This window comes from Photorhabdus sp. RW14-46, from assembly GCF_963887965.1.
GTDB lineage: Bacteria > Pseudomonadota > Gammaproteobacteria > Enterobacterales > Enterobacteriaceae > Photorhabdus > Photorhabdus laumondii.
This window is the reverse complement of record NZ_CAWPHH010000010.1, coordinates 90015-116106: the sequence shown is the minus strand read 5'-3', so window position 1 is coordinate 116106 and position 26092 is coordinate 90015. Positions and strand designations below refer to the sequence as shown.

Annotated in this window: 25 protein-coding genes, 1 tRNA gene and 3 pseudogenes; 13 read left to right on the top strand and 16 right to left on the bottom strand. The window is 43.1% G+C overall.

Annotated features, from left to right (window positions below):
• The first annotated feature begins 23 nt into the window (after positions 1-23).
• The 3 genes from AACQ38_RS11040 (at position 24) to AACQ38_RS11030 (ending at position 2990) form a co-directional block, all read left to right on the top strand.
• A complete protein-coding gene (locus AACQ38_RS11040) occupies positions 24-617 on the top strand; it encodes an XTP/dITP diphosphatase (protein WP_011145504.1) in 594 nt (197 codons plus the stop codon).
• Positions 610-1740: a radical SAM family heme chaperone HemW gene (gene hemW, locus AACQ38_RS11035; protein ID WP_011145503.1), complete on the top strand. Its 1131-nt coding sequence runs from the start codon at positions 610-612 to the stop codon at positions 1738-1740. The genes AACQ38_RS11040 and hemW overlap by 8 nt, the downstream gene beginning before the upstream one ends.
• Before the next feature lie 587 nt (positions 1741-2327).
• Positions 2328-2990 (top strand): hypothetical protein, encoded by a 663-nt coding sequence (locus AACQ38_RS11030; protein WP_011145502.1) that lies wholly within the window; start codon positions 2328-2330, stop codon positions 2988-2990.
• Between the two features lie 499 nt (positions 2991-3489).
• Here the strand turns inward: AACQ38_RS11030 and AACQ38_RS11025 are convergent, their stop codons facing one another.
• The 6 genes from AACQ38_RS11025 to trmB all read right to left on the bottom strand — a co-directional run bounded on the left by AACQ38_RS11025 (position 3490) and on the right by trmB (position 7564).
• Positions 3490-3627: a hypothetical protein gene (locus AACQ38_RS11025; protein WP_165578116.1), complete on the bottom strand. Its 138-nt coding sequence runs from the start codon at positions 3625-3627 to the stop codon at positions 3490-3492.
• A gap of 47 nt (positions 3628-3674) precedes the next feature.
• The gene (locus AACQ38_RS11020; RefSeq protein WP_165578115.1) at positions 3675-4625 is read right to left on the bottom strand and encodes a siderophore ABC transporter substrate-binding protein; all 951 of its coding nucleotides are present in this window, start codon (positions 4623-4625) and stop codon (positions 3675-3677) included.
• 117 nt (positions 4626-4742) lie between these two features.
• A complete protein-coding gene (locus AACQ38_RS11015) occupies positions 4743-5465 on the bottom strand; it encodes a YggN family protein (protein WP_011145500.1) in 723 nt (240 codons plus the stop codon).
• 47 nt (positions 5466-5512) lie between these two features.
• A complete protein-coding gene (glsB, locus tag AACQ38_RS11010) occupies positions 5513-6439 on the bottom strand; it encodes a glutaminase B (protein WP_058588827.1) in 927 nt (308 codons plus the stop codon).
• Between the two features lie 79 nt (positions 6440-6518).
• Entirely contained in the window at positions 6519-6845 is a 327-nt protein-coding gene (locus AACQ38_RS11005) for a YggL family protein (protein ID WP_011145498.1), read from the bottom strand.
• On the bottom strand, positions 6845-7564 hold the full coding sequence (gene trmB / locus AACQ38_RS11000; RefSeq protein WP_165578114.1) for a tRNA (guanosine(46)-N7)-methyltransferase TrmB: 720 nt from the start codon (positions 7562-7564) through the stop codon (positions 6845-6847). Before trmB ends, AACQ38_RS11005 begins: the two co-directional genes overlap by 1 nt.
• 369 nt (positions 7565-7933) lie before the next feature.
• On the opposite strand from trmB, the gene mutY reads away from it, so the two are divergent.
• The 4 genes from mutY to AACQ38_RS10980 all read left to right on the top strand — a co-directional run bounded on the left by mutY (position 7934) and on the right by AACQ38_RS10980 (position 10650).
• Positions 7934-8974: an A/G-specific adenine glycosylase gene (gene mutY, locus AACQ38_RS10995; RefSeq protein ID WP_041379970.1), complete on the top strand. Its 1041-nt coding sequence runs from the start codon at positions 7934-7936 to the stop codon at positions 8972-8974.
• Between the two features lie 30 nt (positions 8975-9004).
• A complete protein-coding gene (locus AACQ38_RS10990; protein WP_011145495.1) occupies positions 9005-9277 on the top strand; it encodes an oxidative damage protection protein in 273 nt (90 codons plus the stop codon).
• Positions 9278-9340: 63 nt separating this feature from the next.
• On the top strand, positions 9341-10414 hold the full coding sequence (gene mltC, locus AACQ38_RS10985) for a membrane-bound lytic murein transglycosylase MltC (protein ID WP_165578113.1): 1074 nt from the start codon (positions 9341-9343) through the stop codon (positions 10412-10414).
• A gap of 160 nt (positions 10415-10574) precedes the next feature.
• A tRNA-Phe gene (locus AACQ38_RS10980) sits at positions 10575-10650 on the top strand.
• 378 nt (positions 10651-11028) lie between these two features.
• Here AACQ38_RS10980 and AACQ38_RS10975 read toward each other — a convergent pair.
• Positions 11029-12030 carry a tyrosine-type recombinase/integrase gene (locus AACQ38_RS10975; RefSeq protein ID WP_165578112.1) on the bottom strand — a complete coding sequence of 334 codons (1002 nt, stop codon included), beginning with the start codon at positions 12028-12030 and terminating at the stop codon, positions 11029-11031.
• A 78-nt stretch (positions 12031-12108) separates the two neighbouring features.
• On the bottom strand, positions 12109-13626 hold the full coding sequence (locus AACQ38_RS10970) for a conjugal transfer nickase/helicase domain-containing protein (RefSeq protein ID WP_339367041.1): 1518 nt from the start codon (positions 13624-13626) through the stop codon (positions 12109-12111).
• A 597-nt stretch (positions 13627-14223) separates the two neighbouring features.
• Here AACQ38_RS10970 and AACQ38_RS10960 point away from each other — a divergent pair.
• Entirely contained in the window at positions 14224-14364 is a 141-nt protein-coding gene (locus AACQ38_RS10960; protein WP_157866896.1) for a hypothetical protein, read from the top strand.
• On the opposite strand, the pseudogene AACQ38_RS10955 reads toward AACQ38_RS10960, so the two are convergent.
• The 5 genes and pseudogenes from AACQ38_RS10955 to tnpA form a co-directional block, all read right to left on the bottom strand.
• Positions 14350-15272: pseudogene (locus AACQ38_RS10955) on the bottom strand (DUF1281 domain-containing protein). The gene AACQ38_RS10960 and the pseudogene AACQ38_RS10955 overlap by 15 nt on opposite strands.
• 125 nt (positions 15273-15397) lie before the next feature.
• Positions 15398-15589: a hypothetical protein gene (locus tag AACQ38_RS10950; RefSeq protein ID WP_242685561.1), complete on the bottom strand. Its 192-nt coding sequence runs from the start codon at positions 15587-15589 to the stop codon at positions 15398-15400.
• Positions 15590-15698: 109 nt separating this feature from the next.
• Positions 15699-16610 (bottom strand): hypothetical protein, encoded by a 912-nt coding sequence (locus AACQ38_RS10945; protein ID WP_165578110.1) that lies wholly within the window; start codon positions 16608-16610, stop codon positions 15699-15701.
• Positions 16546-17702 (bottom strand): IS3 family transposase gene (locus tag AACQ38_RS10940; RefSeq protein ID WP_445260622.1). Its coding sequence is split into 2 segments (ribosomal slippage): positions 16546-17438 and positions 17438-17702, totalling 1158 coding nucleotides; the frame shifts between segments, so codons are not numbered across the junction. Before AACQ38_RS10940 ends, AACQ38_RS10945 begins: the two co-directional genes overlap by 65 nt.
• Before the next feature lie 54 nt (positions 17703-17756).
• Positions 17757-17945 (bottom strand): IS66 family insertion sequence element accessory protein TnpA, encoded by a 189-nt coding sequence (tnpA, locus tag AACQ38_RS10935; RefSeq protein ID WP_011145380.1) that lies wholly within the window; start codon positions 17943-17945, stop codon positions 17757-17759.
• Between the two features lie 416 nt (positions 17946-18361).
• Here tnpA and ltrA point away from each other — a divergent pair.
• Positions 18362-19864, top strand: a pseudogene (gene ltrA, locus AACQ38_RS24080) (group II intron reverse transcriptase/maturase).
• 170 nt (positions 19865-20034) lie between these two features.
• Here ltrA and AACQ38_RS10920 read toward each other — a convergent pair.
• Positions 20035-20655, bottom strand: coding sequence for a TetR/AcrR family transcriptional regulator (locus tag AACQ38_RS10920; RefSeq protein ID WP_165578109.1), 621 nt, complete (start codon positions 20653-20655; stop codon positions 20035-20037).
• A 140-nt stretch (positions 20656-20795) separates the two neighbouring features.
• Here AACQ38_RS10920 and AACQ38_RS10915 point away from each other — a divergent pair, with 140 nt between their 5' ends.
• A complete protein-coding gene (locus AACQ38_RS10915) occupies positions 20796-21521 on the top strand; it encodes a Tm-1-like ATP-binding domain-containing protein (RefSeq protein WP_242685560.1) in 726 nt (241 codons plus the stop codon).
• A gap of 598 nt (positions 21522-22119) precedes the next feature.
• Positions 22120-22356 (top strand): helix-turn-helix domain-containing protein, encoded by a 237-nt coding sequence (locus tag AACQ38_RS10910; RefSeq protein WP_165578108.1) that lies wholly within the window; start codon positions 22120-22122, stop codon positions 22354-22356.
• Positions 22357-22870: 514 nt separating this feature from the next.
• Here AACQ38_RS10910 and AACQ38_RS10905 read toward each other — a convergent pair.
• A pseudogene (locus AACQ38_RS10905) lies at positions 22871-23055 on the bottom strand (transposase domain-containing protein); the annotation flags it as partial.
• A gap of 190 nt (positions 23056-23245) precedes the next feature.
• The gene (locus tag AACQ38_RS10900; protein ID WP_165578107.1) at positions 23246-23866 is read right to left on the bottom strand and encodes a TetR/AcrR family transcriptional regulator; all 621 of its coding nucleotides are present in this window, start codon (positions 23864-23866) and stop codon (positions 23246-23248) included.
• A 140-nt stretch (positions 23867-24006) separates the two neighbouring features.
• Between AACQ38_RS10900 and AACQ38_RS10895 the strand changes: the two genes are divergently transcribed.
• On the top strand, positions 24007-25251 hold the full coding sequence (locus AACQ38_RS10895) for a Tm-1-like ATP-binding domain-containing protein (RefSeq protein WP_165578106.1): 1245 nt from the start codon (positions 24007-24009) through the stop codon (positions 25249-25251).
• Positions 25235-26065, top strand: a complete 831-nt coding sequence (locus tag AACQ38_RS10890) for a phosphoenolpyruvate hydrolase family protein (protein ID WP_011145374.1) — start codon at positions 25235-25237, stop codon at positions 26063-26065. Before AACQ38_RS10895 ends, AACQ38_RS10890 begins: the two co-directional genes overlap by 17 nt.
• Positions 26066-26092 lie beyond the last annotated feature (27 nt).

Sequence of the window (26092 nt, the reverse complement as noted above, 5' to 3'; positions counted from 1 at the left end):
AGAATTAAATTGGGTTCAAAATAATGCAAAAAGTCGTTCTGGCAACCGGCAACCCCGGAAAAGTTCGTGAACTGGCACAATTACTGGCTGATTTTGGTCTGGATATTGTTGCTCAAACTGAGTTAGGCGTAGATTCAGCCGAAGAGACCGGGCTGACATTTATTGAAAATGCCATTCTTAAAGCTCGCCACGCCGCACAAGTTACCGGCCTGCCCGCAATTGCTGATGATTCTGGCCTATCCGTAGACATCCTTGGTGGAGCTCCGGGTATCTATTCAGCTCGCTATGCAGGAGAAAATGCCACTGACCAGCAAAATTTGGAAAAATTGCTGGATACGATGAAAGATATTCCTGACGATCAACGTCAAGCTCAGTTTAACTGTGTGCTGGTTTATATACGCCATGCAGAAGATCCAACACCTCTGGTATTTCATGGCCGCTGGCCGGGGTTCATCGCACATAAATCTGCCGGTAATGGTGGGTTCGGTTATGATCCCATCTTTTACATACCGGAATTAGGCTGTACTGCGGCTGAATTAACTGGTGAACAAAAAAATGCTGTTTCACATCGTGGTCAGGCACTAAAGATGATGTTGGATACACTACGTAATGCTTAAGCTCCCACCACTAAGTCTTTATATCCATATTCCGTGGTGTGTACAAAAGTGCCCTTACTGTGATTTCAACTCTCATGCCTTGAAAGGTGATGTTCCACACCAAGAGTATGTTGACCATTTATTGGCAGATCTGAAAACGGATCTGCCAATGGTCAATGGTCGGGAAGTTACCACTATCTTTATTGGTGGTGGAACCCCTAGCCTGCTTAGCTCACAAGCAATGCAACAATTGCTGGATGGTGTCCGTGCCCTCCTGCCGGTATCGCCACAAGCTGAAATTACTATGGAAGCCAATCCGGGTACTGTGGAAGCCGACCGCTTTAGTGGTTATCAGCAAGCGGGTATTAACCGAATATCCATTGGCGTGCAAAGTTTCAGTCCAGATAAACTGGTACGCCTTGGCCGTATTCACGGACCGGATGAAGCCAAACGGGCAGCACATTTAGCCGCTAGTCTGGGGCTACGCAGTTTTAATCTGGATTTGATGCATGGTTTGCCGAACCAAAGCCTTGATGAGGCGCTAGATGATTTACGTCAGGCAATCGAGTTATCACCACCGCATCTTTCATGGTATCAGTTGACTATTGAACCTAATACCAGCTTTGGTTCCCGCCCTCCGGTTCTGCCCGACGATGATGCGTTGTGGGATATTTTTTCACAAGGTCACCAATTGCTGACAGCAGCGGGTTATCAGCAATACGAAACTTCTGCTTATGCCAAACCAGGTTACCAATGCCAGCATAATCTCAACTACTGGCGCTTTGGCGATTACCTTGGTATTGGCTGTGGTGCTCATGGAAAAATCACATTTGAAGATGGCCGTATTCTGCGTACAGTGAAAACCAAACATCCCCGTGGATATATGCAGGGGCGCTATCTGGATAAACAGCATCAGGTAGAAAATGAAGATCGGCCATTTGAATTTTTTATGAACCGATTCCGTTTACTAGAAGCAATGCCAAAACAAGATTTCAGTGATTTCACCGGGTTATCTGAAACCTCAATTCGTACTCAAATTAAACAAGCCTTAGCCGCAGGTTATCTCTCTGAAACAGCAACACACTGGCAAATTACGCAGAAAGGCAAACTGTTCCTAAATTCATTATTGGAACTATTTCTCTAGCACAAAAATTGCTTTTGGAAAATTCAGTTTCACAAAGGTTATCTTTACATAAAATTGATACCGCCATTGGTTTTGGTGCTATTCATAATCATTCCCCCTACTGAACTTCAGTGGGGGTACTCATTAGACAATAGCAACTGATTGTCCAGTGTTGAATTCCTTCTCTTTTCGGAGGGCTGATTATCCCTCCCAATTTAAATAAAATATAAATTACAAATTAACCAAGGTATTAATATTAAAATAATAATCCATATTTTAATTTTCAATAACAGAAAATCAATATTTATAAAAGAAAATCAACAAATAATAGTGTAAAAACAAATTAAAAATTCACAAATCTCTCCTGTAAATATACTTACCATGTAGATAATAGTTAATGTCGATCATTAATAAGTGTATTAATTAATAATTTAATAAAAACACGTTCTACACAATATTAATTTTAACATATGTGAATTACGACACAATAATATCATTTAAATTATCTCAAATACGACTATATTTAATTTGTGCTTGGTTATATTTCTATTAACAAGCACGAACATTTAAAAAAAACATTTTTAATTTCACTTTGCTTGGAGTAAAAAATGAATATTGAAAATAAAGAAATGTTATATACCTTGTCCAAAGAAGACCTCGCCACAGAACTAACTCCGTATTATCAAGATTTTTATGATCAACTTTCCGATCATCAAAAGGAAAATATTAGCTTTGACATGGTTGTAAATGATGCTTACAAGAGATTACATTTTAATAACTCAGAGCCAACTGACACTGATGGAAGATTAAAATTAATAGAGTACGCAGGTGAATCTCCATGCATTCATGCAATTGGTATAGTTGTCGCAGATGCTTTTAAACTTGCATTTAAATTCATGGGCATACATAAACCTGAAAGAGAATCAGCCACACAGATATTATTGAAAAAATTAGGTCATGATGCTATACATGAGCTACTTACTATAGTTCATAACCTTAAGAATTCGAATTCTATTACTGATAAATCAAAGCATACCTGGTCATTAATTTCCGCAGTTGAAAGTATTTTAGGTATTTCTGGAATAACTGATTGCTTAAAAGAGACAATGCATTGGTACAATTGGATGATTACTGGAATAACTGCAATCGCACAATTAACCATATGGTTTGCTACAGGTGGAGCTGCATTTATTGCAGAAATAGCACTGGCGGGTCCTGCTATAGCCAGATTAGCCCTTGACTCTGTAGACGCGGCTAATACTTGTTCATAAAACCTTTATCTGTAATCTCATTTAATTATCAAGGAACTTATTATTTATTATAAGTTCCTTTCAATATAAGTATCATTACCCATATTATAAACTCGAATAAATCAGACACTAAAATGTAAAATAAATAATAATTTCACCTTGTAAAACCAATATATAAATTACTATTAATATTTTTAAATAATTATTTTTTCACAGAAAGAAAATTACCATCCGAAAAAATATTTAGATCAATTCCCGTTATTTAAAAATGACCAATTTAAATAATTTTATAGCTTACTTACATATGAAATAAATATGTTTATTAATAACAATATTAGTTTTCACACTATATATCATGACACATTAACATTATATTTTATGAATAAATAAAGCATTATTTCGAATATAAAAATTATCTATATTTTCGCTGGAAATACGCATAATAAGCTAATTATTCATATACCCGTTATCTTTCAAGTTGCCTCTTTGTTGGCTGCACTCACTCACCTAGGTCACATAGTTACCCTATGCTCCCGGAGATTCGCTCCCTTGTCGTCGCGATCCATCTTGAAATCCATAGGGTATAGCTCAGACCAAACCTGACAGCCACCAGCATAAAATAACCGATAACTGTCAGACCAAATCTAAAACAATCCATTGTGAAACTTCAACAACTATTCAAATTCAAAATGGCGCATGACCTGATTAAAGGGCATCAGCTACAGCATTAACTTGTGCTGACAGGCTCTCCAAACCACCGCCAGACAAATACCACAGATCAGACTTCAGATAAGTAATTTTGCCATTCTTGTACGCTGAAGTAGATTTCACTTTATCATCTTCAAACTTCGCTTTATCTAGCTTACCAGCACCAATTGCTTCACTGCGGTCAATAATTAAAATTACATCTGGATTAGCTTGAGCAATCATGTCAGAAGTCACTACAACGCGTTTGGTTTTATCTTCACCAGCAGGAATAGCTAATTCCGCTTTCTGTGCTTTAACCACGTCATACACGACACTCTGGTTATTCAGCATTAGTTTATCTGCGTTATGTAACAATACTAAAACTTTTGCATCAGCAGATTTAGCTTTATCCTGAGCTTTAACAATGGTTTTCTCCAACTCAACAATTTGGTCTTTCACTTCACTCTGTTTACTAAATAATTCACCTAATAATGTTATGTTACTTTCAACCGAAACCAGATAATTTTTGCTATCAGTTCCCAAATTAATTGTCGGTGCTATTTTTGACAGATTTTCATAGAAAGAACCTTGACGGCCGGTAATAACGATCAAATCAGGTTTAAGCTGCGCCAGTTTTTCCAGATTAGGCTCTTTCATTCCTCCTGCATTTTCTACCTCTTTAGGTAAGCTATTACGGAGATATTCAGGCGTATTACCTGTAGGTAATGCCACAACCCTATCTGATAAACCTAATTTAACTAATGAATCATAAGTGCCGAAATCAAATGAAACAACTTTCTGAGGATTTTTTTTGACCTCAGTTTCACCGGAAAGGTGCTTAACTATAACCTTATCATCAGCCTGAACTGTAACAACATTTGGTGTAAATACAGCAGATTTCTGACTAAATGCGGAATGGCTTGCAACAGCAAATAACGATACCAGAACGACAGGGATTATCTTTTTCATATATTGCACTCCAAGAAAGAATATTTAGTAAGCATTTGCATTCTAGGTAGCGAAAAAAATATGTCAATCTAAATAAGAATCAATTTCAAATTGATTCTTATTTGTGATTATTAGCAACTATTTAATAGAATTCAGTAATTCAATTCGTTGTTGCTCAAGGCCACTGACCTTACCGCAAACCTCTTTGCCAAAACGCTGGAAATCTTCCTCCTGAGTCCGCCATTCAGCTTTCAAATTATTCTGCAATCCCCCCAAACTACCAAGCAAAGATTGTAGTGCCTGATTATTATCACCATTCAGGCTAAATTGTTTATTGCCAATCTCATTAATACTGTCCTGTAATACTCCACCAAGACTTTGCTCAATTAAGCTACGGCTATCTTTTTCAACCAGCTTAATCGCTTGATGGTGGAATGCCATACCATCAGAACGAGTTTCAATAATTCGGTTTATTTGCTGATTAAGCCCTGACTCAAGATCGGACAACCGATGACGCACATTGCTATCCTTGCCGATAGTCTCTACTACTACTTTATCCAAGGATTTACGCGCCGTTATCAGATGTTTTCCGGTTTCTTGTTTAATCCAAGGCAAATCCTGCCGCAAAGCCCGCTGATATCGCTGTGCTTTCTGACGCTGTTCTGTATTTAAACTTAAGTTCTTACCATCACGAATTACTGAACCATCAGGTGAAATCTGGAGATTGCCACTTGCCCCCACAACTTGAACTGATTGAGAAGTAATAATAATGTCATTCTGTGGATTTACCTGGCATTCATAACCAGCTTGAGTCTGAGCAACAAATAGCAAAGATGCAGCAATGATAATTTTGCGTAACATGTTTTCTCCTAAGAAAATCACCTGAGAATTAAAAAATGGATTGAGAGTTAAAAAACGGATCGCCCAACACGATCAGCTAACAATTCTAGGGCAGCACAACCGGCCAAAGAGTTCCCCGATCGATCCAATTCCGGTGACCAAACAGTAACAGTAAACTCTCCCGGCACGACACACACGATCCCACCACCAACGCCCGATTTTCCTGGCATACCAATCCTGAATGCAAATTCACCGGAACCATCATACATACCACAGGTCATCATCAGTGCATTAATCTGCCGGGCCTGACGAGGACTAAGGATTTGCTGCTCAGAACCTATCGTACTCCCTTGATTCGCCAAATAAATGAAACATTTAGCAAGCTCAATACAGTTCATTTTCAAAGCGCAATAATGAAAATAAGTTTGCAGTACCGCGAGCACATCGTTATCGAAATTACCGAAGGATTTCATCAGATAGGCAATCGCTGCATTGCGGTGAGAATGTTCCATTTCAGAACGGGCAACTTTGCTGTCGTAACAAATATCAGGACAACCAGCAAGTTTGCGCACCACTTCCAGCATACGCTGTTTAGGTGCACTCAATCGCGACTGCAACATGTCACAGACAATTAATGCACCCGCGTTAATAAAAGGGTTACGGGGTTTGCCTTTTTCCAGTTCCAACTGAACTAATGAGTTAAATGGCTGACCAGAAGGTTCCTGCCCGACCCGCTGCCAGATCTCTTGTTCCTGATAACGTGTCATGGCTAAAGTCAGACTTAATATTTTAGAAATAGATTGAATCGAAAAACGCTTCTCAGCATCTCCTGCATGAAATATCTGCCCATCAATAGTACAGATAGCTATTGCCAAGTTATCAGCAGGAACCTCCGCCAGTGCAGGAATATAATTTGCCACTTTCCCTTGGCCAATCAGGGGACGAACTTGTCGCAAAATATCCGACAATAACGTATTAGAGAACGTTGTACTCACTGATTTTACTCCAGACAGGGGCACTAATTAATCACCAGCTACCCCTGTTGTGATTCATGCAAGATATTTTATAGATTAATCAATCCCACCAAACATCAAACAATTCAGAGGTCATGACATCTTCCATACCGCGATCTTTCAGCCATTTTTCAACCAATTGGCGGTGTTCTTCTGTACACATACCAATTTTTTGCAAACAGATTAAGCCTTCCCAATCCAGATAACCGCTGGCATCCAATGCTAAGCCATTGGATTCAATCAGCTCATCAATAAATGCATCAACAGTGCTATCGATAACATCTATCGGTGTATTAGACGGGAAATTCCACTTAACAGAAAAACCCAACTCTTTAAATTCATCAATATGCATCTTTTTACGCAAACGACGACTGCGGTTTTTAGCCATTACTTAATCCTCTTAAACATGATGTCCCATACGCCATGCCCCAACCGCTGACCGCGCAATTCAAATTTCGTTATCGGGCGTGAAGATGGACGCGGCACATAATCACCATTTTCGGACAAATTAAGGTAATTATCTACGCCATTCATCACTTCCAACATATGCTCAGCATATGGCTGCCAGTCAGTCGCCATATGGAATACGCCCCCTACTTTCAACTTGCTTTTTATCAGTTCCGCAAATGGTGGCTGTACAATCCTGCGTTTATTATGACGTACTTTATGCCACGGATCCGGAAAGAAAAGCTGGACCATTTCCAAACGATTATCCGGGATCATGTTTTCCAGTACTTCAATCGCATCATGGCACATCACCCGCAAGTTACCGATATTTTCATCTTCAGCGGAAGCCAGACAAGCACCGACACCAGGCACATGAACTTCAATTCCAAGAAAGTCTTTTTCTGGATTCTGACTTGCCATTGTGACAAGTGATGCCCCCATACCAAAGCCAATTTCCAGCACCACAGGGGCTTCTCGCCCAAAAAGTGCTCCCAGCTCCAGTTTTTCTGCCTGATACTCAACACCTATTTTTGACCAGAGATTATCAAGCGCTTGTTGCTGACGATTAGTTAACCGGCCCTGACGACGAACAAAACTCCTAACACGGCGCAACGCCCTGCCATTTTCATCAAATTCCGGCGAAATTACGTTATTTATCATGGTATTTCTGTCAGTTTTAAAGGCATTTATTCAGCCGTTCATGGCTGCTTTACCAGCAAACCACCTATCCCCGTCATCTTTCAAGTTGCCTATTTTTGTTGGCTGCATTCACTCACCCCGGTCACATCGTTATCCATGCTCCCGGGGGTTCGTTCCCTTGCCGTCGCAATGCATCTTGAAATCCATAGGGTATAAAAGAGAGCGCATTATCCAAAGATGGGCGATTTTAGCAAGTCCGATAGTGATAAGTACAATTTTAATACTAAATTGCGTAGCACTGCGAAAACAAAGTTCCGGTTTACAGCGAGGTTACACTATGTTGCAATCCTATTCACGAAACACTGATTTTCCCTAAAGACAATTATCCAAATGATGGAAGCAAAGCAATTCTCCACAGTGGTACTGGATTGGTACCATCGTTACGGTCGTAAAACCCTGCCTTGGCAATTGGAAAAGACCTCATACCACGTCTGGCTTTCAGAAGTGATGTTGCAACAAACTCAGGTTGCGACGGTCATTCCCTATTTTCAGCGCTTTATTTCACGTTTTCCCGATATAACTTCACTTGCCGCAGCCCCCCTTGATGAAGTCCTTCATTTATGGACCGGCCTTGGTTACTACGCTCGCGCTCGTAATTTACATAAAGCAGCACAGCAGGTTGTGGAGCGGCACCAAGGTAAATTCCCGACAACTTTTGAAGATGTTGTCGCCCTACCTGGCGTTGGTCGTTCGACAGCAGGTGCAATCCTTTCACTTTCTCAAGGTAAACATTTCCCAATTCTTGATGGCAACGTTAAACGGGTATTGGCCCGCTGTTATGCCGTGGAAGGTTGGCCGGGTAAAAAAGAGGTTGAAAGCTGCCTCTGGCAAATCAGCACCAATGTAACGCCGGCGCAAGAGGTAGAATATTTTAATCAGGCGATGATGGACTTAGGCGCAATGGTTTGCACTCGCAGCAAGCCGAAATGTGAAATCTGCCCATTAAATCAAGGATGTATCGCTTACGCTAACCATAGCTGGACAAAATATCCCGGTAAAAAACCTAAACAGAGCATTCCTGAAAAAACAGCTTATTTCTTGCTGATGCAAAATAATGATTCTGTCTGGCTAGAACAGCGCCCACCAACGGGGATCTGGGGTGGTTTGTTTGCGTTTCCTCAGTTTGAGAGCATGGATTTGCTAAATGGCTGGTTAGAACAATCAGGCATTTCTCACAGTAAACACGAACAACTCACCGCATTCCGCCACACATTTAGCCATTTTCATCTAGATATTGTGCCGATAAAAATAAATATTTTATCTTTCACTACCTGCATGGATGAAAATAAAGGACTTTGGTATAACTTACAGCAACCCGCAACTGTTGGGCTGGCAGCACCAGTTGAATATCTATTACAACAACTGGGCTGAATCCCCCACCCACTATTTTGAGGATTTATTATGAACAGAACTGTTTTTTGTACTTTCTTACAACGCGAAGCCGAAGGGCTGGATTTTCAGCTTTATCCGGGCGAATTGGGCAAACGCATTTTCAATGAAATTTCCAAAGAAGCGTGGAGACAATGGATGAGCAAACAAACCATGCTGATCAATGAGAAAAAACTCAGCACCATGAACCCGGAAGATCGTAAATTGCTTGAACAGGAAATGACTAAATTCCTGTTCGAAGGTCATGATATTCAAATTGATGGATATACCCCACCAGAAAAATAATATTTAGCTTTCATCAGAGCCCGTGGCTCTGATGTTGTATTCAACACCAGATGGCAATGTAAGATGAAAAAACTGTTAGCGTTGTTTGTTATTGCCCCAATTCTTATTTCCTGTACCAGCAACAAAAATAGTGAATACCGCGAAGAATATATAAAAGATACCAATGGTTTTGATATTTTGATGGGCCAGTTTGCTCATAACATTGAGAAAATTTGGGGGTTGCATGAAGTATTAATTGCAGGCCCGAAGGATTACGTTAAATATACCGATCAATACCGGACCCGCAGCCATATCAATTTTGAAGCTGGAACGATCACAATTGAAACAATTTCTCCAATTGACCCTACAACCTATTTACGCAAGGCCATTATCACGACCTTATTAATGGGTGATGATCCAGGTTCAGTTGATCTTTATTCTGATACTAACGATATTCAGATCAGTAAAGAACCTTTCCTTTATGGACAAGTTATGGACAATAATGGCCAACCGATTCGTTGGGAATGGCGAGCAACACACTTTGCAGATTATCTGATTGCCAATAAATTACAAAAACGCCAATCCGGTTTACATGTCATTTGGTCTGTCACTATACAACTGGTACCAAACCATTTGGACAAACGTGCTCATAAATATCTGCCACTGATTCGTCAAGCTTCCATTAAATATGGCATAGACGAATCCCTGATTTTGGCCATTATGCAAATAGAATCCAGCTTCAACCCCTATGCAGTCAGCCGTTCTGATGCACTTGGATTGATGCAAGTTGTACAACATACTGCTGGCCGTGATGTTTTTAAAATGAAAGGTAAATCAGGGCAACCGAGCCGTAGTTATCTATTTGATCCAGAAAATAACATCGATGCCGGCACTGCATATTTATCGATATTACAAAACAGTTATCTGGTTGACATCACTAATGCAACATCTCGCCGCTACGCAGTAATAACGGCTTACAACGGTGGTGCAGGTAGTGTATTACGGGTATTTTCCAGCGATAAGAAAAAAGCGGCTCAAATTATTAATAAAATGGCTCCGGGTGATGTTTATGAAACCCTGACAACCAAACATCCATCGGCAGAATCACGTCGTTATCTGATGAAAGTCAATACTGCCCAGAAAGGCTATCATCATTAAGACATTAAAATATTAAGAAAATAACGGAGAGCAACTTTTCTACTCTCCGTTATTATTTTGCTTATATTTCTAGCTAATCGAATAATTTCAAAGCATAAATCACTATTTCCAAAGAAATCTATTGACGGGCTCTACCGAATACGGTTTAATGCGCCCCGTTGCCCGGATAGCTCAGTCGGTAGAGCAGAGGATTGAAAATCCTCGTGTCGGTGGTTCGATTCCGCCTCCGGGCACCAATTTAAAGCGCGTTGATTGAGAGATGAAAGCTCGACGGGCGTTCGATATCAGAACCTGGAATGCATAATTGTAGATTGATCAGTTTTGCGCCACTTAGATATAAATATAAAGGTTCTAGGATTAGGATATCTGAGAAATCAGATGTCCTTTTTCCGTCTGAGCGCAATACTTACAAGTTCTATTGCAACTGTCAAGCCATCCAAACTAAAATCAATGAATTAATTAACACGATGTTGTATGTTGGTTACTCAACTTTCCTCATTGATCAGAAGAAAGTTAATTATGGGTGATTGTATCAGCTCAAAAAAATTCCCTATCTTGCAACAGGGAATTTGTACAGAAAAAACAAGTCCAGGCAACAGCGAAGAGATTTTGTTTTATCCGATTAACATTTCTCCTTTTTCTGGCTCAGCATCGATATAAAGCATTAATTCACGCTCCAGCGCACGCCCGGCAGTATCCAGATTGATATCAATATATTCCATCGTCGTGGCAATACTGCGATGCCCCAGTAATCCGCGCACCATTTGCAAATTACGATCAGGCGCTTTCATCAGTTCAGTTGCCAGGGTATGCCGGAAACGGTGTGGACCCACATCAAATCCACACTCTTTTGATAAGCGCCGAAAGAATGATTTTATCGTCTGTAACTGGTCGGTTTCACTTCCTCTGTCTATTTTGGCGGTAAAATAGTTCACACAGAACAGAGGATCACTCAGTTTTGCCCCAGCCGCCAGGGCACGTTCCAGCAAAACTTCCAGTCGCGGATACAACCATTTCACCACCGGCACCAAGTGTTCATAATGGTTCTTACTCCCCTCGGAGCAAAGAATAATCCGGCGTTCTTTCAGATCAACATCTCCAAGCCGAATATGTAATAGCTGATTTTGCCGCATCCCGGTATAACGCAATGTATCCAGTACCGTCAGCCAATACCAGGTCGGATATAATGCACAGCGGGCACGATGGTTATCCCCTGCCTGTCGCTCCCGCTCTTCAAATTGCCCCATCGTGAGATACAGGGCTGTCAGCTGTTTTTTGGTTAATGTTTTCTTTTTCTTCTTGTTTGCATTAACCACGACACCATTAAATGGGTTTTCCGTTTGAGGCAGTATTTTTTCTTTTATCGCAAAATTAAACAACGCCCGCATATGCGCAATCTTACTGTTCCAGGTCACACCTTTCCGTCCGGACTGATGCAACACATATCTGCGCCACGCCAGCACCTGTTGTCGGGTCACTTGAGCAGGCCGATTGTCCACACCTGCAAACACCAGGAAGGTATTCACCACCTTGCGATAACTTGACTCCGTATCCGGCCGCAACATTTTGGCAAAGAAATACTCATCCAGCAGGTTATCCCAGGTCATACTGTCCATCTCTACTTCCTCACTTCATCAATTTAAAAACCCATTGCGGGGCGCAGAAAATAACATATTGTTATTAAAGATGCTTTCTCATGAAATCATGAGAAAAGGGCTATCCTCTGGTACAGAACGGTCACGATAAAGCAACGTGTTTTTGATTAAGTAGCCATGAATACGTTGATAGGAGCCAGTCCGATCAGCCGAATCATAAAGATGACAACAACAAAAACACTTTCCACCACTGACTCGATGTCGTCCCAACCGCTCAAATGCGGTTTGTACCCGTTTCCATTTTTCGCTAACCTCTTTGCCATCCACCTGTTTCTTCTCACTGAGAAACTGGAAGAAAATGGCCGGCGCACTCACAAACACAAAACCACTGACCAGATGTATCCGGGCTTTCGGCGTATTAATGGTCATCACCCCATGCCTTAATCCAGCGGACAGCCAGTCCCAAAATTGCTCTCCAATACAGGATGTCTCAATCGCATTTTCGTTCTGCAATGTTGCCTGAACCGAGTGTTGTGAAGGCACCGGCGTGTCTGGAGGTACGATTTCTGCTTCACTCGCCATAACCTGTTCTGTCACTGTGCCTGCGACATTCATCCCCATTAATGACAATAGCTGTTGCGTGCTCCCATCCACCGGTACCCCCTTCTCCGGTGCGACTGTCATGACGGCAGAAGAGCTCTCATCAACTGGCCTCACGGCTGATGAAACAATGTCAGTCATCGGGTTATCTTCCTGCCGGCTCTGAGAAGGCAGAACACTTTCCATTGCGGTTGATAAAGGCGTAGCAGAGACATCAGGATTTCCTGAAACAATCATTTGCGGTGATGCCGCCGTGACAGAGAATATTTCTGATATTGTCGGTGCGCCCGCTTTATTCAAAGCTTCTGTCATTATCTGATTTATTACGTCATCTTCCTTCATGTCACCGGATAAAATACAGAACAGCGCAGGCAAGGCATGAGGTACTGACGCCAGCCAGGTCAACGCCTTAGCCGGCAGCAATCGTCCGGCGAGTAACCCCCCGAAATGACAGGCAACCCTCGTCTCCACGGGAGGAATTTTGAACCGGAAACGATACGGTCCCTGCGGCACAACCAATCCCGGGTACCAAGGTTGGCCTTCATCCAGTTCCCCGTCAAACTGGGCCAAAACAGGTAAAAAATGAAATAACGCAGCGTAAAACACCACCGTGTTCCATATCACACTTTGTTCTGCCTGTGTTTCAGGGGACACCCCCGGCGGTAACATCTGCCCTTTCGCCAGACGTACGGCAGAGGCAGTACATTGCAGAGTCACATCTATCAAGCCGCCTGGGTGGGCATAAGGCCCCTGCGGTGCTGCCGGAAGTTGTTGCATCAATGCTACACACTCATGTAACGGAGCCAGCCACAATGCCTGATAGTGTGTTTTAGGTAATGCACTGTTGTCCCACAGACACTGTAAACACTGCCGTCGCCGGGAAATATCCAGCAAGAGCCTAGACTCAGACGGCAAAAAGTAGCCTGCTTTGACCGTTTCTGGGATGGAGGTGGGTTGTGGAAGTGACTTTTTTCCTGCGGAGGTTCCCGCCAGCAGGACTCTAATTTTTTTCAACACGATTAATCTCCTCTCTTTTCCCAAAACCCTAATACATCCTCTGACAGGGACAAGGCAAAACTCTTTTCCGGGAATAAAAATTAATCGATGAAAACCGCACGCAATGATTCAAACGTTTCCAATTCCGTCACGGGTAAACGCAGCGTGTATCCGGTCATTTCGTTGAATCAGTCATGATAAGTACAAAAGGCAAATGACGGCTCATGTAAGAAAGGATTAAGGGAAATAGAATGTGTCCAGTGCCTCTGGGAAGCACTACCGATTCAGACCAAAACGTGTCAGGGATAAACAAAACAACTTCAATCGATTTATTTTTCATCTCCGTCCTGTTGGATAAAACTCCGGCCCAAGAGCCGGAATTGGCTTAATCCAGTGTCTCAAACCGTTTGAACTTCATGCTGCTTACGATTTTTCCTGAGACGACACGACCAGTTCCCCAGCCAGTGTACCGGAGTATACATGACCCGATGACGTTCATTTGTCAGCGCATTACCTATCACCAGCTCGCCGGGGATCGCCTTTATGATTAATCAATACAGACAAAACGTGTTCCTGAGAAAAGGGGGGAACACGCCCCCTCAGAGGAAATATTCCCCAATGGGTAAATCGCCGGCGTCATATCCGCCGGCAATAGCGTTATCAGACGCTCAGGTAAACCTGAACCTGTTTTTTTATGTCAATTCACCACAAGAAATTGCCCTGCGGGATAACATTGTCAGTGCACTAACCGTCATGTGAAATATTGCCGAGAATGTAGTCCGGTCCGACCACTTTACGGGTACCGTCCTCATCTTCCTCACCAAATTCCAGTTCATCAATAATACCCGCTTCCCACTGCCCATTCCGGTATTTGTCGTAACCACAACAGCCACAGACCTCCTTAAAATAATGGGTGATACGGCAGTGATATTGCCTGGATAAAGGAACTATGATTTTTTCATACCACGGCTCCCTGAGTGTTTTGTCAAAATGCCCGGTCAGACTGCCATCATCATGGTGCTTCCAGGCTATATCATAACCTCGCGGCCGTGTCATACCGTATAATCGGAAATACAACTCATGAGTCGTCTCGTGATCCTTTAACAATCCGCCGTAAAATCCATTGATTTCACTCGCAAGACGGGTCGGTATCAGCAGAAACAAGTCACAAGGAACCGTCTCTGTCAGCCTGTCATCAAGATGAAACCATAGCATTTCCGTGTCACGTTCTCCGTTCCAATCAACCAGACCGAACCAGTCGCAGGACTTTTGGTTAAACAACGCCATGATGGTTTCCTGCTCTACCGGGAACAACGCCTCCCATTTTCGCGCGGCCAGACCACTTTGTTGGTATAGCCTGTCAATCTGTTGGCTGGTGACTTCATCAAGCGCAACATTCTCTTTTAACAAGGCCAGCCATTGCTCAAACGCCCGGTTTTCCGGTGAGTCTACCCTGTTCCTTTCGCTACCAGAGCCGGATAAAGTGGGTAATCTGTCGTTTCAGTGGGTCGCAGGAGACCGGCACAGTCCGCGACAAACAGCTTAATACTTTGATGGATAGCCTGCCCGTAATTGGGAATTTTGTCTCCCAATCCCCATTGTTGCAGAGCATCCAGTTGGTCAGGTTGACCCGTGATATGCAAACGATTAGCGTACCCCTTCGGCATAGTAAAAAATCCTCTTTTTTTACCTGAAATAGGGCATACCCTGTGGAGGTAATGCCCCCACAGGCCAGTGATAAGTTCAGCGATGTGAAAAAAGGCTATCCCGCTTTCGGATAGCCCTATCCAAATTATTTATAGCCGGACAGCCGGTCTCCACAATTTTGTGGCCTGTACATCAGGGCGCCTTCTTTTCCAAACGCCGCGATAATCCTGCCCATCATAACCCGATATAAATCAGGCCGGAAACGCCTGCCATGACGATGGGCAGCTTTGTTCTTGCGGACAGTTTTTGGGAATGTTTTGGTCTTAATCTTTTTCATCGGTAACGCTCCGAAAATAAAAACGGGCGTTATCCCCTGACGGGAAATAACGCCCGTCAGGGTAAAAAAACAACCACCGACTTACCCGCAAATCAGGGTTAACTCTCAATCAAGCCGCTAACTTTCGTATGGGGGTAATAGTGCTCTCCCGGTGGGTTTTCCGCACAAACTGCCCATCTACCCAGGTGATTGCCTCATCCACCACATCCCGATAATCTCTGACTGTTGGGTTGTTAACATCTTCAATGTCTACATCTGATCGAAAACTCGCTATCACACGATCATTTTTGTATACCACATCAACCCGAAACTGGACGGGTGTCATCAATCCATCGGAGACTGCATCGATATAGTCTTCGAGATACCCTGACTCAAATTCCTCTGCCTCAATATTGTGCAAATCCTGTGGCCCCATTAATACATCGATGTAACCGATAGCGAAGGAAAAACGCCGTATTAAACGGGGTTCAACCTGTAAGTAACGAAGAAATTGACCCAAACGTTCAAAACAATACCGACACGTTTCTGTCAACTGCTTATCCAAATAGTCCATAAAACGTGTCCAGTATTGTTGTGTTTTGCTGAACTGTTCCAGCCCCATTTGCTCATCTTCCGGCAGGCTGTCCTGCGCCGTCAGACGCAAAAACTGCTCTGCCGTCAGATTCAGTAACACGGCGGTATCCGGCCGGATAAGCGCATCCACACGACCACTGCTTTCCGGATGGGTATAAGGCATCAGCATCGGATCCTGATAAACATGAGATATCGCCTCCATTCCCCGTATCCACAACGTCAGGATACGCTCACTATTTCTGCATCTGGCCCGGTTTGCCGGATCCTCAGACAAACTGTCCAAAAGATGAGTCATGATGGGCAAAAGTAACTCTTTGGTAAACTTTATATGGGTATTGACGTAATCTCCCTGGCTCTCATGAAACAGATAGAAAATCGCGTCGTCATCCAGCGCCAGCCCCATTCGCTCTGCGAATTGATGCCGGATATAAAAACGTAATAAAGACATAAGGGAAATCTCGTGATTGACGGGGTTCCCCCTGTATATAATTCGTGATTGAGCGAAAGGCTTCTCTAAAATCTGAATATCCTTCTTCAGGAACCCATTCACTTTTTAAGCTCCTGAAAAAGCGCTCCATTGGGCTATTATCCCAGCAATTACCTCGGCGGCTCAGGCTTTGTTTGATACCATAACGCCACAATAACCGTCTGAACGCTTTGCGGGTATAGTGGCTACCTTGATCACGGTGAAACATGACACCTTGTGGCTTCCTCCTTGATTCAAACGCCATTTCCAACGCTCTCTTTGTCAACTCAGAGTCGGCAGAGAAAGACATCGCCCAACCAATGGGCTTACGAGCAAACAGGTCAAGCACGACGGCCAGATAGGCCCAACATTTACCTGTCCAGATATAGGTCACATCACCACACCAAACTTGATTGGGCTCGGTGACCGTGAACTGACGGTCAAGATGGTTAGGAATATCAAGATGTTCTTGTTCCTGATGTGAATAGCGGTGTTTTGGCTGCTGACGACTGACCAGCCCCAGTTCAGCCATTAATTTTCCTGCCCGCCATCGGCCTAATGGTATGCCTTTGGCGGTCACCATGGCGGCAATCGTTCGTGCGCCAGCTGAGCCCTTGCCCTCGTTAAACGCTTCCCGGACTAAACTTTTTAACCTGATGCGCTCAGTATCGGGCTTTTTCACTCGATGGTGCCAGGCCTGATAGCTGCTACGATAAACCCCGAACAGTTGGCAAAGGAAAGCCACTGGATAATGCACTCTGAATTGCTCAATTAACGAGAACTGTTCAAGTAGTCCGACATCAAGAGTGCAGAAGCTTTTTTTAATACTTCATTTTCCATTTCAATACGTTGCAGTTTCTTTTTCAGCTCACGTATTTCAATTTGCTCCGGCGTGATGGGCATGGCTTTAGAAGATTTACCTTGCCGCTCCTGTCTCAACTGACGAACCCAGCTCCCTAAGGCTGATTTGCTGACATTCATCGCTTTAGCGGCTTCCATAACACTGTAATTTTGATCAAGGACTAACTGGGCGGATTCCAGTTTGAATTCAGGGCTAAAACTTCTTTTCATCATGTCACCTGTTTGATTGTTGAAGTAAAAATATCACCTTTATTACGGTGACCAAAATTACTGTGCCACATCAGGCAGTGTCTGGCTGAGAGGTTGGTGCATTTTGTTATTGTCGGCAATCCAGTCACGGAAAGAGGAAAAACTCAGCTGATGCTGTTCGCAATACTGTTTTCGGGTCAGGTCACTGTGGCGCCATTGGGTCACATGTTGCTGTTTTTGCTCCGGGGTATATCGGCTACGGCTCATGGTGTTAGTCTCCAAATAGAAAATAAGGAAGCAGTAGCGTGCATGGGCCAGAGGGGGAGAACAAGGTGAGGTAACCGAACGTTTAGTACGCCAGGCAAGCTGGCGATAGAACAGAGGGTGAAAGTCCCTTCCGGGTAAGAGCTAGCCACTCACCTGGTCCTTTAGCTATGCGCGACTGTGGGTAACTCCTGTCGTGAAGTGTTAGCGAAGGCACTCACAGGCCAGGTATTGAGCCACGAAATCGGTAAATCGGAGGTGGTGATGCAGTTAAGGTAAGCAGAAACCCACAATGGTCAGGTTGTATTGGCGAAACCTGACCATACCTCCCGGGGTCGGAGACCCTGTGCATGTGAGGAAGTTCGTCGCGCGGAACCTGGGAGATCCTGAACGGTTTCCCATCGTGAGCAGTTGGGACGATAAGGTCTAAGTGTCAAAGCAGAAGCCTTAGGGAGTTCAGGAAGTCGGACGGGAGTATAGTACCGGAGAAATCAGTGAACAAAACAGAAAACAATGTGGCGGAATTGATGGAGGGAAGGCTCCCGACCAAGGGGAACAGCCAACAGTGCGCCCGTATCCGGACACAGAGCCGGGGAAATACGACGTTACGCCTGCTGGCTGTGCGAAAAGCAGCAAAGAGGGATAGGAAACAACAGTTTACTCACCTTTTTCATCACATCAGTGAAGAACTTTTATGTCAGAGTTTTCAGCAACTTAAACGTCAGTCTGCCCCGGGCTGCGAGGGTATCACATGGGAAAACTAGGCAGAAAATCTGCAAAACAACCTCCATGCGCTCCACGGCAGACTTCATCGGGGGCAATACAGGCCCCAGCCGGCAAGGCAGGTGATGATCCTGAAAGAAGACGGGACAGAAAGGCCATTGAGTATCCTGTGTCTGGAGGACAAAATCGTGCAGCAGGCGGCTGTCACGGTCTTAAATCAAATCTACGAGACCGATTTTCTCGGCTTCTCGTATGGGTTCAGACCGGGCAGAGGGCAGCACGATGCTCTGGACGCGCTGAATGTGGCCGTTATGGAGAGGAAAGTCAATTGGGTGCTGGATCTGGACATCAGTCGGTTCTTCGATACCGTGGAACATGACTGGCTCATCCGGTTTATTCAGCACAGGATAAGGGACGGTCGGATGGTGCGATTAATCAGGCAGTGGGTTACGGTGGGGATAGTTGATGAACACGGTCACCGACAGAAGTCGCATTGCGGCACGCCGCAAGGTGCTGTCATATCGCCACTGCTGGCGAATATCTATTTGCACTACAGCTTTGATCTCTGGCTCAACGCATGGCGAAAGCGGGTGCAAGGAGAGGTGGTGATGATCCGATACGCCGATGATGCAGTCCTGGGCTTCCAGAAACATCAGGATGCTCGGGCGTGCCAATCCCTGCTACAACGACGTCTGATGCAGTTTGGGCTGAAGGTACACCCAGCGAAAACCCGGCTGGTACGATTTGGCCGCTTTGCGTTAAAGCAATATGAGGAGCGACCGGAGAGGGGCAAGCCGGGGACGTTCGATTTTCTGGGATTTACGCATTATATAGGACGATTACACACGGGCAAGGATGCGGTGATGCGCAAAACCCAACGAAAACGGCGTCAAATACAACTGAAGCGAATAAAACAGGGGCTGCGGCAACGGCTGCAAACCGCCCGGAAGAAACGGGCCGGTGGCTGAAACGAGTGGTAGAAGGACACATCAATTACTATGGCGTCCCCTTCAACAGTAGAGCATTGTGTCAATTTGTGGAAGAAGTGAAGCGGATGTGGCTGAAGTCACTGAGACGGCGAAGCCAGCGGCACAAAATGACGTGGGCTCGTTACAGTCAGCTGGTGAAAATGGATACCGTCCCCCCGAACTGTGCATCCTTATCCTTTGCAGCGCTTTTACGCCAAACACCCGAGGTAGGAGCCGAATGCGTTAGTAGCGCACGTCCGGATCTGTGCGGGGGGTAGCCGGTAACGGCTATTCCTACCGCGACCATAACCACTCACAAAATACCCAGGCCCATACACCAAAAGAAACTTTTACCGGGCCTCATGCCCGGTTTACCCTTATGTTAAAAAATGGTCTTCTGATTACTTTAACTCCTCATTAATGGCCTGCCGGACAATCAACTTTGCGGCCCAACTCGTTAAGTTGATGATGTCATCATTTTCTAAACCAAAAGTGTCTTTCAGAATAGTCATAGCCTCTGTACCATATAAAACTGAAATCAACATAATAATCTTATGTATTGTGTCATCTTTAAGCTGACCTTTTAGCGGCGCTAACGCCGTAGAAAGTGTCTCTTTGCGGTTACTTTTTTTCTTCAAAACAGGTCGTTTGTGGTTATCTTCACCGGATAAAAATTCCTGCCAGCGTAACTGAGAAATACGTAAAGCATCCCTCATCAGTGCCTCATTGGCTTCTATTTCTTCATAACCCCATCTTAATAATTTCTCGATATTTTCCTCTGCATCATCGCCCATAGGGGGGATAACGAATGATCCAATGACTTGTTTTACAACATATTCGACAAAATCACTGTGGGTTGAAAAGTAGCTGCGCAACGTGGCCTTCGCATATTCAGCTTCATTAGCAATCTCTTCAGGAGACGGAAATTTTTTTTCACGATATAACTTCAGAGCTGAATGAGTGATACGTTCCAGGGTACGACGCCGGACTGGCGACAGATTTTCTTCATCAAACAGAATCATTTAATCCCCTTAAAATTTTAACCGTATAGCATTAACAGTAATAAATATCACTAATGATAAAAAATAACTTGCATGTTGTAAAATATTACAATAGGTTTACATTAGCCTTTGAACTAAGTATGCCACATGGGGTGAACACTATGACGCGATTTGTAGTTGTCGTTGGCACAGCAGACACAAAACTGCACGAGCTGGTCTGGTTGAAATGTTGTTTACACCTCGCAGGAGTTAATTCAATCATCATTGATGTGTCTACATCAATTCCTGAGAAAAATCATCAGAATAAAAAGATAGATATTCATTCACTTCAGGTGGCTGAGTATCATCCCGCTGGTGCTGATCCCGTTTTTTGTGGCGTACGGAATAAGGCGATAACAGCAATGTCTGTCGCCCTCACGAATTTCCTGAACAGTTCAATCGACGATATCGCGGGAGTGATTGGTATCGGAGGCTCAGGCGGAACAGCACTGATTACTCCGGCTATGCAAAGCCTGCCGATCGGGTTGCCTAAAATCATGGTATCAACGATGGCATCGGGGAATGTCTCAGCCTACGTCAGGGACAGCGATATTGCCATGCTTTATACGGTAACCGATCTCAACGGACTCAACCGTATTTCCCGTTCAGTCTTGTCTAATGCTGCAAATATGATGGCGGGCTCTGTCAATTATTTTACGCCATTGGCTGATATTCATAAACCCGCTTTAGGGTTGACGATGTTTGGTATGACGACTCCGTGCATTAATCAGATTAACATTAAAGATTATTTGGCTGTTGTTTGGATTATTGCCTGTGAGTTAAGTTTGATTGTTGAACCTAAATTAATAAGAAATAAAGTGTGGAAACAAGCTGAACGCACTTTTTAATATGAATTCCCTTTAATGAAATTTACGATTTTTTTTAATTAAAATGGAAATAAAAATATCCATTCAAGAATAAGGGTTTTAATGATTTAATATGTCAGATAATCAGAAAGAAATTTTAAAACGGCTCAGGCTAGAGCCATTGATGAAACCATCGGAATTAGCTGATATCTTTGGGATCAGATGTTCATGTACTCCAGGGCATAAAGACATTGTTCACTTTGAACAAGAATGCTCAGCTTTAGTCTTGTCCTTAAAATTCACCAATAATCCCAGCTTATCTCATAATAAAGTGAAAAATTTTTTGGAATCAAAATGAAAATTATTTTGGCAGGGTAATAACGCAAAACATTACTTGCAACAGTAATGGTCATGAATGAACAAGGACGTTTTTTAGTAATAGTAATTTGATAAATAACTAGGAATCATGGTCCTGTGTTCATGGACATTGGTAAGAAATTTTTTGCCGATATGTCTGTTATTAGCCTTTTCATGGCGGTTCTGGTGGGAGAGGTTTTGGTTTTACTCGCCGGAAATGAACACTGATTCATGCATCCTATTTGAATAGCCACCATAAATCAATTAGGGGAAGTAAACAGAGATGATAACGACTCAAAATGACTGGCATCCGGCAGATATTATTGCTGCATTGCGTAAACGCGGCACCACACTTGCCGCATTATCAAGGGAATCGGGACTGAGTCCATCGACACTATCTAATGCATTAATACGCCGGTGGCCTAAAGGGGAGAGGATTATTGCGGACAGACTAGGAGTACATCCTTCAGAAATTTGGCCCAGTCGGTATTTTAATCAGAACGGGGATCTCATTAAGTAAAATTTTCGAAATTATTTGAATAACAGCACTAATGATAATAGTCGATATGCTATCCAATTCTAATTTAAATTCACCATGATTTTTGTGTATTCAGAGGGGGTACTATAAAAAAATAGGTTTCATTAGATCAAGCTATGCATATATCAGGTCTGGCAACTTCTTTATATGAGGTGATCCTTGAAAAAATAACTAAAGAATGTTCATAACCCTTATCGGGTCTTATTACACTGGCGTGTGATATAAATCAAGAAGTTTATCGTACTCTTGTCGCATATAATGAGGAAAGAGATGCTAATGTTATTAATAATCCAGGGTTGGTTAAAACTCTTTTAAAAATTTACATGAGAAAGTTGTAAATATAATTTAAGCGCTACCTTTGAACCTTTATTTATATCTCTTAATCAAGGTCGGTAGCGCTTTCTTTGGTAATAACTCTGATTTATTGATAGTGATGAATATTCAAATACTCCCGCTCCCCTATGTAAGCAGCACATTCAAACCATATTGACGGTGGCTAAGAAGTGAGATCGACCCGTTCATGCATCCGGTTTGCAGGCCAGTCCGCAATATGACTAATGACATGGCGTAACCAGACCTCGGGATCCACTTTCTTTAGCCGACAGGTACCGATAAGATGTACAGAAGGGCCGCTCGTTCTCCATCTTTGTCAGCGCCGGCGAAGAGCCAGATGGTATGACCTTTATATCATCACTTTAATTTTCTTGGTCGAAAACTCTGTTTTTCGAACAGGCATTGAGTTCAATTTTTTTATCCAGAACTCAGATTATATCTAATCAGAGGATTGGTAACAGAAATTATCGGCACCAAAAGAAACTTTTACCGGGCCTCATGCCCGGTTTACCCTTTATGTTAAAAAATGATCTTCTGATTATTTTAGCTCCTCATTAATGGCCTGCCGGATAATCAACTTTGCGGCCCAACTCGTTAAGTTGATGATGTCATCATTTTCTAAACCAAAAGTGTCTTTCAGAATAGTCATAGCCTCTGTACCATATAAAACTGAAATCAACATAATAATCTTATGTATTGTGTCATCTTTAAGCTGACCTTTTAGCGGCGCTAACGCCGTAGAAAGTGTCTCTTTGCGGTTACTTTTTTTCTTCAAAACAGGTCGTTTGTGGTTATCTTCACCAGATAAAGATTCCTGCCAGCGTAACTGAGAAATGCGTAAAGCATCCCTCATCAGTGCCTCATTGGCTTCTATTTCTTCATAACCCCATCTTAATAATTTCTCGATATTTTCCTCTGCATCATCGCCCATAGGGGGGATAACGAATGATCCAATGACTTGTTTTACAACATATTCGACAAAATCACTGTGGGTTGAAAAGTAGCTGCGCAACGTGACCTTCGCATACTCAGCTTCATTGGCAATCTCTTCAGGAGACGGAAATTTTTTTTCACGATATAACTTCAGAGCTGAATGAGTGATACGTTCCAGGGTACGACGCCGGACTGGTGACAGATTTTTTTCATCAAACAGAATCATTTAATCCCCTTAAAATTTTAACTGTGTAGCATTCACAGTAATAAATATCACTAATGATAAAAAATAACTTGCATGTTGTAAAATATTACAATAGGTTTACATTTGTCTTTGAACTGGGTATGTCACATAGGGTGAACACTATGACGCGATTTGTGGTTGTCGTTGGCACAGCAGACACAAAACTGGACGAGCTGGTCTGGTTGAAATATTGTTTACGCCTCGCAGGCGTGGATTCAATCATCATTGATGTGTCTACATCAATTCCTGGGAAAAATCATCAGAATAAAAAGATAGATATTCATTCACTTCAGGTGGCTGAGTATCATCCCGCTGGTGCTGATCCCGTTTTTTGTGGCGTACGGAATAAGGCGATAACAGCAATGTCTGTCGCCCTCACGAATTTCCTGAACAGTTCAATCGACGATATCGCGGGAGTGATTGGTATAGGAGGCTCAGGCGGAACAGCACTGATTACTCCGGCTATGCAAAGCCTGCCGATCGGGTTGCCTAAAATCATGGTATCAACGATGGCATCGGGGAATGTCTCAGCCTACGTCAGGGACAGCGATATTGCCATGCTTTATACGGTAACCGATCTCAACGGACTCAACCGTATTTCTCGTTCAGTCTTGTCTAATGCTGCAAACATGATGGCGGGCTCTGTCAATTATTTTACGCCATTGGCTGATATTCATAAACCCGCTTTAGGGTTGACGATGTTTGGTATAACGACTCCATGCATTAATCAGCTCACTACTGAGTTAAATGCTCAATACGATTGCCTAGCTTTTCATGCTACCGGCAATGGTGGAACAAGCATGGAGAAATTGGCTAAGGACGGCGAATTGGTTTGTGTTTTAGATATTACATTAACAGAAATTGCCGATCTGTTATTTGGGGGTGTTTTGGGTTGTCCTGACACACGGTTAGACGTCATTGCAAAAAAAAATATTCCGTGGATCGGCAGTGCTGGTGCTTTGGACATGGTTAACTTTGGTGCAAAGGACACAGTTCCAGAACGCTACAGCAACAGGCTGTTTATTGAGCATAATTCTCAGGTGACATTGATGCGAACCACACCTGAAGAAAACTATCAGCTTGGTATCTGGATAGGGAATAAACTTAATAAGTGTGATGGACCTATTCGATTCATTATTCCGGAAGGCGGATTCTCTGCGCTAGATTGCCCTGAACAACCTTTTTATTTACCTGCATCAACACAGGCTTTCTGTCATGGATTAAAAAAAACAATAAAACAAACAGAATTGCGAAAAGTTATAAAAACACCTTTTCACATCAATTCACCACAATTTTGTGCTCTTGTAATACAACAATTCAAGGAAATTATAGGACTCCAGGGAATTCCTCATGAAGAAAAAATATAATCAGATTATTGAAACTCTAAAACAAAAAGTCGAACGTAACGAAACTATTATTGGGGCGAGTGCAGGTAGTGGTCTTTCGGCGCGTTGCGAGGAAGCAGGAGGGGCAGACCTCATTATCGTATATAATTCTGGACGCTTCAGAATGGCTGGCAGAGGATCATTGGCCGGATTAATGCCATACGGTAATGCAAATGAAATTGTCAGAGAAATGGGTAATGAAATATTACCGATAGTTAAGGAAACACCTGTATTGGCGGGTGTCTGTGGTACTGATCCATTCTGTAATTTATCTCTTTTCCTGGATGAACTGAAGGCACAAGGTTTTGCTGGTATTCAGAACTTCCCAACGGTAGGACTTATTGATGGAAAGTTCAGAAAAAACCTGGAAGAAACAGGCATGGGCTATGCACTGGAGGTGAAGCTAATCCGCCTGGCGCATGAAAAAGGAATGATGACCACGCCTTATGTTTTCAATGAAAAAGAGGCTGAGGCTATGGCACAAGCAGGTGCTGATATCATCGTCGTACATCTGGGGCTAACCACTGGCGGTGATATTAGTGCTAATACATCATATGATCTGAAATCTTGTATACCAATCATTAATGCTTGTGCTTCGGCAGCTAAAACTATCCGAAATGACATTATTACTTTGTGTCACGGTGGCCCAATTTCGGAACCGGAAGATGTCGCTTATATTTTGGCTCATTGTCCCAATTGTCATGGGTTCTATGGAGCGAGTTCAATGGAGCGTTTGCCAACAGAACAAGCCATCAAACACACTATCCAGAAATTTAAAGAAATTAATCGGAGTTAATGAGAATTATACTTAAGCTATGTGGAA